Raw genomic sequence first — 14,490 nt, forward strand, 5'->3', positions numbered from 1 at the left:
TTCTTTCATGCGTCAGGGCTTTTTCAGAACCTGCTCGGTAATCAGTTGGACCAATACTTTCACCGGTTCGGTGAGCCCGCGGCGGGCACGATGTACAAGGCCGATATCGCGATGGAAAGTGCGTTGTTTCAGGTCTATGGCGCGTACCCCTGCCGGCCAGTCTTGCTGGGTGGCCGTCTCTGGCACCAACGCCACGCCGACGCCGTTTGCTACCAGCTTGATGATGGCATCCAGCTCATCGAGCTCGCACACTTCACGCAAAGCGACATGGGTTTGTCGCAAGAATCGGTCAACCTGTCGGCCGCCGAAGGACGACCGGTCGTAACGGATGAATGGCTGGGTCGAGACCAGCTCCGACCAGTCGTCACCAGGCATATCGGCCGGGACAATGAGGCGATACGGTTCACGCGCCAGGGTTGTCCAGCGCAAGTCACTTTGCAATGAGAAGGGCGGGCGGATGATCGCGGCCATGTCGATCTCGCCGGCATCCACCTGGTTGACCAGCTCCATGGAGAGGCCCGGAATGACTCGCGTCCTGCACTCCGAAAATCGTTGATGAAACTGCGCAAGTGCTTCCGGCAGGAATGAGCGTTGCACAGAGGCAATCGCGCCAATCGTCACCAGGACGCTGGCGGGCAGCCCCACGGTGGCGGTGCCCAGGTTCTTGAACTGGCGAACCAGGTCCTGGCCCTGCAACAACACCTGTTGGCCCACTCGGTTGAGGTGGGCTGAGCGGCCTTTACGGTCAAACAGCTCAACGCCGAGCTCCGCCTCCAGGCGTTGCATTTGCGCGCTGACGGCGGCTTGGGTGAGCCCTATCTTGCTGCCAGCAGCCGCAAAGGTCCCTTCTCTCGCCACGGCGATAAATGTTTTCAGTTCTTTAATCATTGGAAAATATTAATTTTGTTTTTACGGTAAATACATCTATTTATTTTGTATTCGGCGGGCCGTTATGCCGATGGGGGGTAAGCGCTGTGCAACTCACGCCTGCTCATGTGATCGCCGAGCGTTTTTTGATAGCATGCGCCGCATGAAGAAACCTCTCCAAGACATGCATCAGCACATCATTGATGTTGCCAGATCGCTCATGACCCAAAAGGGTTATACGGCCGTCGGCTTGACCGAATTGCTTGCCGCCGCCGGTGTGCCCAAAGGCTCCTTTTATCACTACTTCCGCTCCAAGGACGAGTTTGGCCAGGCATTGCTCGAAGAGTACTTCCAAGAGTACCTCTCGCGGGTCGATGTGGAGATGGCCAGAGACGGCAACGGGGCAGAGCGCTTGCTGAGTTACCTACGGTATTGGGCCGAGACGCAGGCCTTTGATCACACTGACCAGAAATGCCTGGTGGTCAAATTAGGTGCAGAAGTGTGTGACCTTTCCGAAAATATGCGCGCGGTTCTCGAAAAGGGCACGGCGCTGATCGTTGAGCGGATCACGCGCTGCGTTGAGCAAGGCAAGGCCGATGGGTCTATCACCGCGCTGACTGAGGCGCCTGTATTGGCAGAGGCGCTTTATCAGATGTGGTTGGGCGCCTCTTTGCTGGTCAAGGTCAATCGAACACACGCACCCTTCGATGCGGCGTTGGAAATGAGCCGGCGCTTGGTGTCGTGACCTTACCGGTTGAGCGATACAAGGCGCTCTGATGGCGCCCCATGGTCAGTTGGCGTTATCGCGATTCGGCGAGGGAAGGGGCGAGCATGGCCACCGCAGTTGCGGCGATGCCCTGCAGGTCTTCGCGACTGGCCGCATCATGAGCCTGCAACGACATGCCTTCAAGGAGGGTATTCAATGCAGCAGCGAGTATGCGGGTGTTGGTCTGCGGTTTGAGCTGCCCAGCCTCAACCGCGCGATCCAGGCGTTGTTGCAGGTAGTCGCGGCCTTCCTGGCGCAACGCTTTGAGGGCGGCGGTGACCTCGCCAGCATCTTCCGACACGTTCACGGCCGCCAGTACCACCATGCAGCCGCAGGGCGCTAGAGGCTCGGTCAAAATGGACGCAGAGGTATGAAAGAATTCGCGGATGGCGCACACGATGTCCGGCTCGCTGCCCATCCGCTCCCACGTCGCGTCCCAGAAGGTCGTTTCATAGTGGGCAACGGCTTCCAGAAACAACTTGGCCTTGTTGCCAAACGCCGCATACAGGCTGGGTGGATTGATGCCCATCGCTGAGCACAACTCGGTCACCGACGCGGGCTCATACCCGCGCTTCCAGAACACCGCCAACGCGCGAAGCAGCGCCTGATCGCGGTCGAATGCGCGCGGGCGTCCCTTGCTGCGAGGAACAGAGGGTGAAATGGAATCGGACATGGGGCTGGCTACCTTAAGGCGTAACGCCAGACGCTGGCGTCGGGAAAGCTGTTTTCAACGTGGATGATACACAAAATGGCCTGGCTTCGTGGCTCCGCGCTAGTGCAGCAGCGCGTCTGGACCTGCGGGTCTTGAACGGTCGGCCTCAGTGTTCGGCGGTCACCGTCCAGCTATTTGAGCGCCAGCGTTGCATGAGACCGTCGGTCACGTAAGGGGCAATTCATTCCATGATTTACTAGACGACCGGTCTAGTTCCAGTTAGAGTGGCGTCATTATGAAAAACCAACACGCCACAACCCGCCAACACATCCTGGATGTCGCCAGGGTGTTGATGACCCACAAAGGCTATACCAGCGTAGGACTGGCTGAAGTGGTGGCCGCCGCCGAGGTGCCGAAAGGCTCGTTCTACCACTATTTCAAATCCAAGGATGAATTTGGCCAAGCGCTGCTGGAACAATACTTTTGCGACTACTTGGCTGCGGTCGACACCCTGCTGGCAGGTACCCGGCCGGCGGCTGAACGATTGCTCGGGTATTTCCACTATTGGGCGCACACCCAATGCTCCGATTCACCGACGGACAAATGCCTCGTCGTGAAACTGGGCGCCGAGGTCTGTGACCTTTCCGAAGGCATGCGCCTGGTGCTCGATAAAGGTACTCAAGCGATCAACGCTCGGCTTGAGCGCTGCATCGAGCAAGGCCATGTCGATGGCTCGATCAACTCCACGCTCTCCAACGCGACGCTCGCGCAAGCGCTTTATCAAATTTGGCTCGGTGCCTCGTTAATGATGAAGATCAACAAGCGCCCTGACGTTTTTGAAGAATCCCTGACCATGGCGAAGCGACTCCTGTCGTAGCCATTTTTTTAGCAACTTACTAGACGACCGGTCTATTTAATTGAGGTTTACCATGACAGATAACAGTCATCGCACTGACTTGTTCACACCCACCCGCTTTGGCGCAATTGAACTCGCCAATCGCATCGTAATGGCGCCGGTCACGCGCAGCCGCTACGCCGAAGACGGTATTCCCAACGAGTTGCACGCCGAGTATTACGCCCAGCGCGCCACGGCAGGCTTGATCGTTGCCGAAGCCACCAATATCTCCGCTCAAGGCCGTGGTTATGCGGCAACACCGGGTATCTGGAGCGACGAGCAGGTTGCCGGCTGGAAGAAAGTCACTGATGCCGTGCATGCCGCTGGCGGCAAGATCGTCAGCCAACTCTGGCACGTGGGGCGTTTTTCCAGCGTCGAGTTGCAGCCGGACGGTGCTGCACCGGTGGCGCCTTCCGCGATCAAGGCTCAAGGCGATACCTACACCGTCAACGGTTTTGTCCCGGTTTCGATGCCGCGCGCACTTGAAACCGATGAAATCCCCGGGATCATCGAGCAGTACAAACGTGCGGCCGAGAACGCCAAGCGTGCCGGTTTTGACGGTGTGGAAGTGCACTCCGCCAACAGCTACCTGCTGGACCAATTCCTGCGCGATTCAACTAACCACCGCACCGACCAATACGGCGGTTCGATCGAAAACCGCGCTCGGCTCACGCTGGAAGTGACCGAAGCGATCGTCAATATCTGGGGCAATGAACGTGTCGGCATCCGCTTGTCGCCTGTCACCCCCGACGCCGGCAACACGCCGCCCGACAGCAACGTGATGGCGATGTACGGCTATCTGATCCAGCAACTCAACGCATTCGATCTCGCGTACTTGCACTTCGTCGAAGGCGCTACCGCCACCTCGCGTGAAGTGCCTGCGGGCGTGGACATGGACGCCCTGAGCGCGCAGTTCAAAGGCGCCTTTATCGGCAACAACAACTACGACCTGGAAATGGCAATCGAGCGCCGTGCCGAAGGCAGGATCGACGCTGTCGCGTTTGGTCGCCTGTTCATTTCCAACCCCGACCTGGTCGAGCGCCTGCGCCGTGGCGCTGAACTCACCATTGCACCGCGCGAGTCCTACTACGGCGGCGGCGCCAAGGGCTACACCGACTGGCCTGTCGGCAACTACTGATCGCGCCTTGGCACCTGCGATAACCCAAACACTGCCCGACACGTGCGGGCAGTCATTGTCCAAGAGGAACTCTCATGAACTACGTGCAAAACAAGACTGCGATCATCACCGGCGCATCGTCTGGCCTGGGTGCCGCATCGGCTCGAGCGCTGTCTGCCCAAGGCGCCCGCATTGTTGCCGCCGCGCTGGACCAGCAAGGTCTGGACGCGATCGTCAGCGAGTTGAAAGCCAACGGTGGTGAAGCGGTAGGGCGCGTCAGCGACGTCACCAACCCGGAGGATATGAAGGCGCTGGCCCAGTTCGCCCAGGACGCTTTCGGTTCAGTCGATATCCTGATCAACAACGCCGGCCTGATGTTGTTTTCCAACTGGGTAGACCTGGCCGTTGATGACTGGGAAAAGATGATCAACGTGAACATCAAAGGCTACTTGCACGGAATCGCCGCTGTGCTGCCGTTCATGTTGAAACAGAAGTCGGGCCAGATCCTCAACATGGATTCGGTGGCCGGTCACCAGGTCGGGCCGGCTGCCGGCATTTACAGTGCCACTAAATTTTTCGTGCAGGCCATGACTGAGTCGATGCGCAAGGAACTGGGCGTGCATCATGGCATTCGTGTCAACACCATCAGCCCCGGTGTGATCAACACGGGTTGGGCAGACAAAGTGACCGATCCAGCGGGGCGCAAGGCCGCCCAGGAACTGAACAAGATCGCGATCTCGCCTGACGACATAGGCCGAGCCGTGCTCTACGCCTTGAACCAGCCTGAAAACGTCACCGTCAACGACCTGATCATCTCGCCAACCCGCCAGGATTGGTAAGCATGACCTGACCGCATGACCACGCCCAGGCACGCACAGGATGCGGCGTGCCTGGCTGCTGCGGTGCCCAGGCCGATTGCGCTGATTTCAATGCGAGGCTGGCCAAGTGGGCATCATGTGTCTTGTTCTGCATCGACGTTCAGCGCCTCGCCGATCGCATAAAACTGCCCGCCAGCGATGTAGTGCAGGCTACGAAAGTCCGCTGGGGCGGTCTCAAAATGCCAGTGCCCATCCTTGAAGACGCGCGTGTCTGCCCATGCGCCAACCACCTCGCCGATGAACAAATCATAGGTCGTCTGGTTGTGGGGCTCGGGCAGCAGTTTGCAGGCCAGCCAGGCCGAGCAGCCTGAAACGAACGGCAGGTCTTGGCCGGGGATGTCGAACAACTCCACATCACTTTGTGCCAGTTTGTCGTGCGTATCGAAAAGGCTCGCACTGCCGACGTTTTTTGTCAGTTTGAGTTGTGCCCCGGTGGGCACCTGAATCACGAAAACGCCACTGCGCTCGACCAACTCGCGTGTCTTGGTGATCTTGTCCAACACCACTGTCACTTTTGGCGGCGAAAAATCCAGCGCGCAGGCCCATGCGGCGGCCATCACATTCGTCACCCCCGCATGTTGAGCGGATACCAGGGTGGTCGGGCCGTGATTGATCAGCCTGTAGGCTTTTTCAAGTGGCACGGCGGCAATATGCTCGTCCATCGCAACTCCAATAATAGGCCCCGCATCCATCACTGGACCGAGGCTGTGCTCATTTACGCGCTGGCCGTTTTGTTCAGGTAGACCTGAAGGCTTTGATGGCCGCCGACAATCAGTGATTCGATCGCCGCGGTCAGCTCGCCCTGGGGATCTGGCTCCCGCGTGTCGAAGGTTGCGCTCCACAGCACCACTGTAATGTCTCCACCCGTCAGGGGGATCAACCGTACGGTAGCCACGTAATTGTCGACGGGCAATGGCGACTCTACAAAACGGTACGAGAACTGCAGGTCAGGCTCGTCCACCGACAACAGTTTTTCACGCAAGACTGCGCCGTCTTGTAAGGTCAGCCGGCGGATGCAGCCCACCAGGCCGTCAGGCTGGCCGTTTTCGATAATGCTTTCGGCAATTGCCGGGTGCCATTGGCTGATCTGTCCAAAATGCTTGAGCACGTCCCATACGCGGTCGGCGCCGCCGTTAATGAGGGCGCGGTATTCAACTGTTGCCATGATTTGACACCTTTAATACATCGTAATGTTTACATCGACGGCCATGCCACGGCACGGGGCTCGCACTGATGGCCGCCCTGATCAGCCTTCGAATTGGTGATAGACCTTGGCGATCACCTTCCAGGTGCCGTCGATTTTGATCAGCGTCAGGTAGTCGTTGTAATCGGCACCAATCGCGTCGTTTTCCATGTCGACACGAACCACGGCGGTGGTCGGCGTAATCGCCAGTACGTCCAGACGGGTAGTGATATCCGGCGCTGTGCCGTGGGTGCGGACAAAGTCGAACAGGTTGTTGATCGGACCGCCCAGCAGCTGGCCATTGGTGAAACCGTACATCACCGCGTCTTTGTGGAATGCCTGCTCCAGGCCCTCGGCACTGCCGATACGCAGGCTGTCCACGTAGTGCTGAGCGACGGCGATAACGGCGTTATATTCAGCAGTGGGTACCGCTTTGATGTTCTTGCTCATGATCCAAATCCTATAAACGTTTATGGCGTCAACGCGCCGTGGTGAAGGAGGCGTGTGGCTTAAGGCGCTACGTGGGTGTGATAGATCTTGCTGACGACCGCCCACTGGCCTTCCACCTTCAGCAGGTTGAAAAAGTCGGTAAAGCAGAAACCGGAGATGTCATTGGTATCGACGCGCGCACTGGCAGCCGTGCCAACGATATCGACGTTGACGATGGCGCCCTGGGCCTCGGGGAGGGGCGAAACGCGCTGTCGATGATGTCGAACAGACCCTGAATCGGGCCGCCGGTCAGTTTGTTCTCGGCGTCTACGCCAAAGATCGTCGCCTGCTCGCTGAAGGCTGGTTTCATGATGCTGCTTTTCGCCTGTTTGCCACCTTCGTTGTACTGGTTCAGTACGGCGACAATGGCGTTGTATTCCTGGACGTAGGTTGGGTTGCTCATGGTGTGACTCCTGTTTGAATGATCGCCTTGCGCGCAAGGCGAGCAAGGGGCGGCCGGGCGAGCAATGCCAGCGCAAATCCCGCCTACGGCTTGCCCATCGGCTGGACAAGCCATTTATGTATCGGTCGATACATATTGAGTGCATTCTATAGCGATCACTACAGTTAGTGTCAAACTATTCGGGATTACGCGGCGTCTCGGCCATCTGTGACACCAGTGCCGGCAGTTCCGGGAAGTGGCGTAACGACACGACAGTGGCGACGTTGAGGCTGGCGAGGGGCGCGGTGGCGATGCCGCTGTCGTTGTCTGCAGGGGTCAGCCAGTTTTGCGAGTCGATCTAAAAAACCTGCGCCAGTCGCTTTCTCCTTTCAAGTTTCCGACTGCGCGGCCGATGCAGTCATCAGCGCTCCGAGCAGTCTCCCTCGAAGTACGCCGACGCTTCAAACCAGCTCCACAACAATAAAAACCTAACGGGGTTAGCCATGACCATTTTACAGCGGGTTATCGGGGGTTTTGCGGTGCTTGTGCTGTTGCTGCTCACCATGGCAGGGGTCAGCTATCAAAGCACGCATTCTATAAGCGAGCGTCTGGGCATAATCACGAGCCAATCGGCACCGTTGAGTCGTGCGGCCAGTGAGTTGTACGTGCATATCCTGCGCGCCAACCAGGCGTTGCTGGCCATATTGATCAGCACCGATGTCAAACAGATCGACGCCGGCAAGCAAGCGTTCACCGACAGCATTACCCAGTTCAATCGCTTGCTCGACAGCACGGCGGTCTATGTGGTCGACCGCGACGAGCTGAAGGCTGGCCTCGCCCAGCAGCGCCAGTTAGTGACGGCCTACGCCGACCAGGCGCAAACCCTGATGGCCTCGCACCGTGAGCATGTGCAGCAACTCGCGTTGACGCGAGTGTTGCAAGGTTACAGCAGCGCCCAGGGTTCGCAGTTGGCGGGTTACCTGCGCGATTACATTGCTCGGGCCCGCAGTGCCGGCGACGTACAACAGGTGGCGGCGGCTGAAAAACTGCTGTTGGAAGTCAATAAATCCTATGACGGGCTGGCCGCGCATGCGGCGACGCCAGCCATCGACACCTTGCAACGCGTGCTGAACCTGCAGGACGAGGTCATCAGCACGCGCCTTCAGGCGCTGTTGGCCGTTGACCCCAGAGGCGGGCGGATTGCCGCCGTGATGGTCAATCGTCTACTCACCGATCTGACCGGCGCCGACGGCGTGTTCCATGCCTACCTCGCCGAGGCAAAATTGAGCGCGCAGGTCGTGCAGCAACGCACGGCGGTAGAAGCCGCCCTGCAATCCACCCTGGGCAAGATTGGCGAATTTGGCAGCCAGGCCCTTGAGGTCGCCAATCACGCCCGGGACGATGCCAACGCCACCATCGGCACCAGCCGCAGCCTGGTGTTGATCGCTTGTGTACTGGCGGTGCTGGCCGCCGTGCTGATCGGCATTTGGGTTGCCTTCAGCCTGCGCCGTCCCCTGGCGGCGTTTCGCGAGGTGCTCAAGCAACTGACGGCCGGCGATATGCGCGTCAGTTTCGATGTCTCGCGCAAGGACGAGTTCGGGGAGCTGGGGGGCTACCTGAATGAACTGACCATCGCCCTGCGCAAAACCTTCCGTGAGCTGATCAGCTCCGCCGATGCCCTGGCGACCACGGCGGACAACAACGCCTTGAGCAGCGAGCAGACCACCCGCGTGGTGGATGAACAAAAGGACAGGCTGCAGTCGGCGGCCTCGGCCATGACTGAGATGGAAAGTACCGTGGAAGAAGTCGCACGGCGCGCGCAAGACACCCGCAAGGCGGTGGACGACACCAGTGACCTCACCGATCAAGTGCAGGAGCGTGTGGCCGAGACCATCGTCAATATTCGCCTTCAGGCCGAGCAGGTAAACAAAGCCACCGAGGTTACCGACGAACTGCAGAAGTACGGCCACAATATCGAAGGCATTGTGGTTGCCATTCGTACCATCGCCGAACAGACCAACTTGCTCGCACTCAACGCGGCTATCGAAGCCGCGCGTGCGGGCGAACAAGGTCGAGGTTTTGCCGTCGTCGCTGATGAAGTGCGCTCCCTGGCAAGTCGTACCCAGACCTCTACCAGCGAAATCCAGGAAATGATCGGACGGATGCAGGAAAAAATTCATTCCGTGGTCCAGGTGATGAACGAGAGCCAGGCGCAGTCGGGCCAATGCGTGTCGCTGGCCTCGGGAGCCGGTGAATTGCTGCATTCGATGAGCGAGGCGGTCGGCACGATTCGCGACATGAACATCCAGATTGCTGCGGCCACCGAGCAGCAGAGCGCCACCGTGGCGGAAACCAGCCGGATGGTCATCCAGATCAATGATTCGGCGCAGCAGACGGCCGAAGGTGCCGAGCAATCGGCGAGCAGCAGTCAACGTTTGTCGGCCATGGCCAAAGTGCAGCGTGAACTGCTTCATCAATTCAGCGTTTGATCCTCGGGAGCTAGAAAATGAAAGCATGGTTCAGATGTTTCCTGGGGTCGGCGCTGTTAACCACAGGCCTGGCCCAAGCCTCTACGCCGCTGGTGGGCGTGGCCATGGCCAAATACGACGATAATTTCCAGGCGTTGCTGCGCAATGGCGTTCAGCAAAAGGCGGCGGCGATGGATATCGATATCTTCATGGAGAATGGGCAGGACAATTCCGAATTGCAGCTGCGGCAGTTTCGCAACCTGATCCATTCCAAAGTCGACGCGATCATCGTGGCCGTGGTCGACGGCAAAAGCACGCCGCAGATGATGCAGTTGGCCAGCGAAGCGAATATTCCCCTGGTCTTCGTCAACCGCAATCCGTCGCCCGAAAAGCTCACCGCGCGCGCTGCGTTTGTCGGCTCCAATGAACTGGAGTCAGGCACGTTGCAGATGGAAGAGTTGGCACGCCGGGCCGGCTACAAGGGCAACGTGGTGATTCTGGTCGGCGACCCCGCCAATGCGTCCTCATTGATGCGCACCGAGGACGTTGAAAAAGTCGTCGCCAAGTACCCGGACATGAAAGTCGTGCAGAAAAAAGTCGCCAACTGGGAGCGTAGCCAGGCCGCCACGGTGGTCATGGACTGGGTGAAGCAGGGCGTCGATTTTTCGATTGTCGCCGCCAATAACGACGAAATGGCGATCGGCGCGATCATGGGCCTGGAGAAGGCCGGCAAGCAGGCCAAGGATTACTGGGTAGGCGGCATCGACGGTACATCGGATGGGCTCAAACTCATGGCAGATGGAAAGATGGCTGTCAGTGTGTTCCAGGATGCCGTGGGGCAGGCGAGTGGAGCGGTTGATGCGGCTGTCCGACTGGCGCGTGGCGAAGGGCTGGATGCTCCGATCATCTGGGTGCCGTTCCAGTTGATTACTCCGGAGAATCGTCAGCAGTTCGAGTGACGGGCGATGTGAGTCTGTGCAAGGGGCGAGCACGGTAATAGTATTGACCCCATTACAAAGGGAGATCACCTGATGAAATTGATAGGCATGCTGGATTCCCCCTATGTTCGACGGGTGGCTATTTCGCTGGAGGCGATGGGGGTCTCGTTCGAGCACGCCGCACTTTCGGTATTCAGCGACTTCGAAGCGTTCGCTGCTATCAACCCTGTGGTGAAGGCACCTAGTTTGGTGCTGGATAACGGCAGCGTGTTGATGGATTCGACGCTGATCATCGACTACTTCGAGGCGCAGAGCCCGGCTGAGCGAAAATTGATGCCACACCAGGCCCTGCCTCTGGCTGATTCGCTACGGACCTTGGGGCTGGCATTGGCTGCCTGCGAAAAGGCAGTGCAGATAGTCTATGAATACCGGCTGCGACCAGAGGAAAAACGCCACCAGCCCTGGCTGGAGCGGGTAACCGGGCAGTTGTTGGCGGCTTGTCGCGCATGGGATACGCAATTGTCGGGACGGCAATCGGTTGTGTCAGATCGGCCGGATCAGGTTGACATTACCAGCGCCGTCGCCTGGTCGTTCATTCAGTTGATGGTCGCTGATGTGGTCAGGGCGGCTGCTTTCCCAGCCTTGCAGGCACATGCGGCACGCTGGGAAGCCACCGAGCTGTTTAAACGCTACCCTCAGGTTTGATGGCACCAGAGTGCCTGATGGTCAGTCCTTTATCAGGGACCATGCGCGTTGGCGTGCTTTGCGTCTTCATGAGTAAACGAGATTTATCAGTATGTCCGCAGCGAGTAATGCGACTGCCAGCATAAACAGCTCCTTGTTAAGGCCTGTGCATGTGAAGCGTTCAGCGCGTAGCAGTGGGCTTGTTCAGCAGGATGAAGCCTGAAATCAGGATAAGGGCCAGACCGGCCGCGGTCCGGCCATTGAGCACTTCATTGAACAGCAACGCCCCCCAGGCAATCGCGAAGATCAGATAGGTGTAATCGAATGCGCCGATGATCGAGGTCTCGCCGATTTGATAGGCCCGGGCGATGCCGGTACTGACCAGTACCATCAGAATCGCCAGCACCACCATCACGCCCCAGTCGCTGATCGCCATGGGCGACCAGTCGCCCACCAGAAATCGCAGGCCCTCGTTGGCCGGCAGGTGAGGGCCAGTCTGTGCGACGACAATGCTGCCGACCATTCCCATCAACAACAGGACGATATTCAGCGCCAAGGCCAGGTGCATGGGCGCCTCATTGGCGCACTTGCCCTTGGTCACGACCGCTGCGAGGGCATATAAAATCGCAGCGAGCACGGGCAGCAGTGTCCATAGGTTGAAGTCAGCCTGACTCGGTGCGAGTGTGACCAGCACCCCGGCGAACCCCACCAGAATGGCCACCCATTTGCGCGGTGTGACATGCTCGTCCAGGGTGACTGCCGAGAACAAAGCGATAAACAAAGGTGTCGTATAGATTGCCAATGCGGCTATGGTCAGGCTGATGAAGGGCAGTGCGCTGTAAAAGGCAATCCACATCAAGGCAAGCAGCAGGCTTCTTGCGCCTACCCACAAAGGGGAAAGCGGCCGTTGCTGCAATGTGCCGCGGCGGTACATCAACAAGGCGACGAGCATGCCAATGGCCAGTAGCGAACGAATCACGTAGAGCTGCCACATCGATGTCTCGGCGCTGGTGGCCTTGATAAGAGCGTCTGACACCGACAACAGGAACACCGAACCTACGACGATGAGTATGCTTTGTCGGTTTTCAGCGGCGGTAACGGTTGTGGTTGCAGACATGATGGATCCTGATGTGATCGACCTGGAGGATTCTGGTTGAACTCGTAGTGCATTTAAAGTGAGTTATGGTTTCCCGCAGCATCCAGCCATGGGGGCCCTGGAGCACACGAAAGATGATCTCCCGTTCATAAACCGGGGCCAGGGCTGCGATGGCGTCCGGATGCCCATTAATCGCAACATTCGCACCCAGGCATCCATCAGGGCCTATCTTGGTCAACAACAAGCGCTCAGCACAGCAGGCAGCCACTCACTCAAACACCTCCCCCAATCAAACAGCAACATCTCCCGCAAAATACGGAGATTTCCCGAAATACTCGATCAACAATTGCGCAAAGACCCGGATCTTCTGCGCAGGATGCTGACCGGCCGGGCGGACTAAGTAAGCACCCGCTGGCGGTGGTGGATAACGCGTCATGATCGGCACCAGTGCGCCGGATGCCACGCTGTCATACGTGAGGCAATCGGGCAGGTACGCGACCCCGAGTCCTGCGACTGCGGCGGCGACTAGCGCGATGCCGTTGTCAGCCTTGAAGCGTCCTTGCGGGCGAATGGCGACGATCTTGTCGCCATCCATGAATTGCCAAGCTTCGGTGCTTTGCATCAGGGCTTGATGGGCGACTATCTCCTCAGGTTTCTCGGGTGAACCATAAGCCTTGATATAGCCCGGACTCGCGACCAGCTTGCCGTTGATCGGGCCGATGCGTCTTGCGATCAGGTTGGAATCCTGAAGGTAGCCAACGCGGATCGCGCAATCGTAACCTTCGGCTATGAGGTCAACGAAGCGGTCGCTGTAGCAGGTCTGGATCTGAAGTTGCGGGTGCCGCACGGCCATTTCCGCCAGTACGGGGGCGAAGTGAGTCGGGCCAAAAGAGAGCGGCGCGGCCACTCGTAAACGACCCTGCAGCGCTCCGGCAGGCAGGATCGCTTCCCTGGCTGACTCCATTTCTGAGCAGACCCTCGCTGCATAATCGCGAAAGGTCGCGCCGGCCTCAGTCAGCGCCGCGCCGCGAGTCGAGCGTGTCAGCAACTGCACGCCAAGCTGCGCTTCCAATCGCGCCAGCCTGCGACTGACGATTGACTTGGACACGCCCAGCCGGGCTGCGGCAGGCGAAACGCCCCCCGCGTCAGCAACCTCTACGAATGTCTGAAGCTCTTCGATATCCAAACGGTGTTCCTCATTTCGCGACACAGCCAAACACTTGGCAACACTACCGGATTAAGCATCGAAACAGCACAGTGTTGTTGGCAGGCAGCGTCGGCGCTGGCGTATGCCGCTCATTACCAATCCAATTCATAACGACAACACGGGATCTACTAATGACTTTTCGTAACGGCCTTACATCGCTTCTTCGTCCTGAAGATTCGGTACTCGTTCTGATCGACCACCAGCCTTTCCAGCTCACTAATCTGAACAGCCATGAGCCGCAAATGGTGGTCAACAATGCGACGGCGTTGGCGAAGGCTGCCAAGGCGTTCAACGTGCCCACCATCTTGACCAGCGTGATCGGCGAGCGGGGCGGTTTCATCTTTCCGCAAATCCTCGATGTTTTTCCCGGCCAAGAGGTGATTGATCGGACGCTGATCAACACCTGGGAAGACCAGAAGGTGGTGGACGCGGTAAAAGCGACGGGCCGCAAGCAACTGGTTATCGCGGGTCTGTGGACCGAAGTCTGCGTCGCCATGCCGGTGATCCAGGCACTCGGCGAAGGTTGGGATGTTACGGTGATCACTGACGCATCCGGCGCGGTTTCGGTCGAGGCCCATCAAGTGGCGATCCAGCGCATGATTGCGGCGGGTGCGAACATGATGACTTGGCTCGCTCTCGCTGCAGAGTGGCAACGTGACTGGGCTCGAGAGGAAACCGCCGGTGCGCTGACCGATGTGCTGCTGCAGCATGCTGCCGGTAGCGGTATTGCGTATCTGTGGGAGCAGCAGTTGCTCAACGCGCCAGTGCCGGCCACCGCCGGGTGATCTGAGTGGGGGATGAAGAGCTGGTTGATCGATGTCTGGCCACAGACATGGCGAGTCTTCATCTCCTCTCGCAGCAACTGGAG

The 14,490-nt window shown here is 58.6% G+C and carries 16 protein-coding genes and 2 pseudogenes; 9 read left to right on the plus strand and 9 right to left on the minus strand.

Annotation, left to right across the window (positions count from 1 at the left end; translation table 11 throughout):
* Positions 1–12 precede the first annotated feature (12 nt).
* Entirely contained in the window at positions 13–888 is an 876-nt protein-coding gene (locus tag C4J88_RS13125; protein ID WP_124366989.1) for a LysR family transcriptional regulator, read from the minus strand.
* Between the two features lie 142 nt (positions 889–1,030).
* Between C4J88_RS13125 and C4J88_RS13130 the strand changes: the two genes are divergently transcribed.
* Positions 1,031–1,612: a TetR/AcrR family transcriptional regulator gene (locus C4J88_RS13130; protein WP_164487713.1), complete on the plus strand. Its 582-nt coding sequence runs from the start codon at positions 1,031–1,033 to the stop codon at positions 1,610–1,612.
* 55 nt (positions 1,613–1,667) lie between these two features.
* Here C4J88_RS13130 and C4J88_RS13135 read toward each other — a convergent pair whose 3' ends face one another.
* Complete coding sequence (locus C4J88_RS13135; protein WP_124366990.1) at positions 1,668–2,306, minus strand: TetR/AcrR family transcriptional regulator; 639 nt, start codon at positions 2,304–2,306, stop codon at positions 1,668–1,670.
* Positions 2,307–2,580: 274 nt separating this feature from the next.
* On the opposite strand from C4J88_RS13135, the gene C4J88_RS13140 reads away from it, so the two are divergent.
* The 3 genes from C4J88_RS13140 to C4J88_RS13150 all read left to right on the plus strand — a co-directional run bounded on the left by C4J88_RS13140 (position 2,581) and on the right by C4J88_RS13150 (position 5,136).
* Positions 2,581–3,162: a TetR/AcrR family transcriptional regulator gene (locus C4J88_RS13140; RefSeq protein ID WP_124407161.1), complete on the plus strand. Its 582-nt coding sequence runs from the start codon at positions 2,581–2,583 to the stop codon at positions 3,160–3,162.
* Positions 3,163–3,214: 52 nt separating this feature from the next.
* The gene (locus tag C4J88_RS13145; protein ID WP_124407162.1) at positions 3,215–4,318 is read left to right on the plus strand and encodes an alkene reductase; all 1,104 of its coding nucleotides are present in this window, start codon (positions 3,215–3,217) and stop codon (positions 4,316–4,318) included.
* Between the two features lie 74 nt (positions 4,319–4,392).
* Positions 4,393–5,136 (plus strand): SDR family oxidoreductase, encoded by a 744-nt coding sequence (locus C4J88_RS13150; RefSeq protein ID WP_124366993.1) that lies wholly within the window; start codon positions 4,393–4,395, stop codon positions 5,134–5,136.
* Positions 5,137–5,249: 113 nt separating this feature from the next.
* Here the strand turns inward: C4J88_RS13150 and C4J88_RS13155 are convergent, their stop codons facing one another.
* The 4 genes from C4J88_RS13155 to C4J88_RS13170 form a co-directional block, all read right to left on the minus strand.
* Positions 5,250–5,837 (minus strand): flavin reductase family protein, encoded by a 588-nt coding sequence (locus C4J88_RS13155; RefSeq protein WP_124407163.1) that lies wholly within the window; start codon positions 5,835–5,837, stop codon positions 5,250–5,252.
* A gap of 53 nt (positions 5,838–5,890) precedes the next feature.
* Positions 5,891–6,340 carry an SRPBCC family protein gene (locus C4J88_RS13160; protein WP_124407164.1) on the minus strand — a complete coding sequence of 150 codons (450 nt, stop codon included), beginning with the start codon at positions 6,338–6,340 and terminating at the stop codon, positions 5,891–5,893.
* 81 nt (positions 6,341–6,421) lie between these two features.
* Positions 6,422–6,808, minus strand: coding sequence for a nuclear transport factor 2 family protein (locus C4J88_RS13165; RefSeq protein ID WP_124370661.1), 387 nt, complete (start codon positions 6,806–6,808; stop codon positions 6,422–6,424).
* 59 nt (positions 6,809–6,867) lie between these two features.
* Positions 6,868–7,395, minus strand: coding sequence for a nuclear transport factor 2 family protein (locus tag C4J88_RS13170; RefSeq protein WP_372238005.1), 528 nt, complete (start codon positions 7,393–7,395; stop codon positions 6,868–6,870).
* Positions 7,396–8,440: 1,045 nt separating this feature from the next.
* Between C4J88_RS13170 and C4J88_RS28070 the strand changes: the two are divergent.
* The 4 genes and pseudogenes from C4J88_RS28070 to C4J88_RS13185 all read left to right on the plus strand — a co-directional run.
* Positions 8,441–8,860 (plus strand): annotated as a pseudogene (locus C4J88_RS28070) (HAMP domain-containing protein); the annotation flags it as partial.
* A 102-nt stretch (positions 8,861–8,962) separates the two neighbouring features.
* Entirely contained in the window at positions 8,963–9,718 is a 756-nt protein-coding gene (locus C4J88_RS28075; RefSeq protein ID WP_372238017.1) for a methyl-accepting chemotaxis protein, read from the plus strand.
* Positions 9,719–9,735: 17 nt separating this feature from the next.
* Positions 9,736–10,656, plus strand: coding sequence for a substrate-binding domain-containing protein (locus C4J88_RS13180; RefSeq protein ID WP_124407166.1), 921 nt, complete (start codon positions 9,736–9,738; stop codon positions 10,654–10,656).
* 72 nt (positions 10,657–10,728) lie between these two features.
* The gene (locus C4J88_RS13185) at positions 10,729–11,340 is read left to right on the plus strand and encodes a glutathione S-transferase family protein (protein ID WP_124407167.1); all 612 of its coding nucleotides are present in this window, start codon (positions 10,729–10,731) and stop codon (positions 11,338–11,340) included.
* A 160-nt stretch (positions 11,341–11,500) separates the two neighbouring features.
* On the opposite strand, the gene C4J88_RS13190 is transcribed toward C4J88_RS13185, so the two are convergent.
* The 3 genes and pseudogenes from C4J88_RS13190 to C4J88_RS13200 all read right to left on the minus strand — a co-directional run bounded on the left by C4J88_RS13190 (position 11,501) and on the right by C4J88_RS13200 (position 13,601).
* Positions 11,501–12,436 carry a DMT family transporter gene (locus C4J88_RS13190; RefSeq protein WP_124407168.1) on the minus strand — a complete coding sequence of 312 codons (936 nt, stop codon included), beginning with the start codon at positions 12,434–12,436 and terminating at the stop codon, positions 11,501–11,503.
* Between the two features lie 70 nt (positions 12,437–12,506).
* Positions 12,507–12,637, minus strand: a pseudogene (locus C4J88_RS13195) (AraC family transcriptional regulator N-terminal domain-containing protein); the annotation flags it as partial.
* A 67-nt stretch (positions 12,638–12,704) separates the two neighbouring features.
* Complete coding sequence (locus C4J88_RS13200; protein WP_124407169.1) at positions 12,705–13,601, minus strand: LysR family transcriptional regulator; 897 nt, start codon at positions 13,599–13,601, stop codon at positions 12,705–12,707.
* Between the two features lie 152 nt (positions 13,602–13,753).
* Between C4J88_RS13200 and C4J88_RS13205 the strand changes: the two genes are divergently transcribed.
* A complete protein-coding gene (locus C4J88_RS13205; RefSeq protein WP_124407170.1) occupies positions 13,754–14,407 on the plus strand; it encodes a hydrolase in 654 nt (217 codons plus the stop codon).
* Positions 14,408–14,490: the final 83 nt, after the last annotated feature.

The sequence above is a fragment of the Pseudomonas sp. R4-39-08 genome (genome assembly GCF_003852275.1).
Classification (GTDB): Bacteria; Pseudomonadota; Gammaproteobacteria; order Pseudomonadales; family Pseudomonadaceae; genus Aquipseudomonas.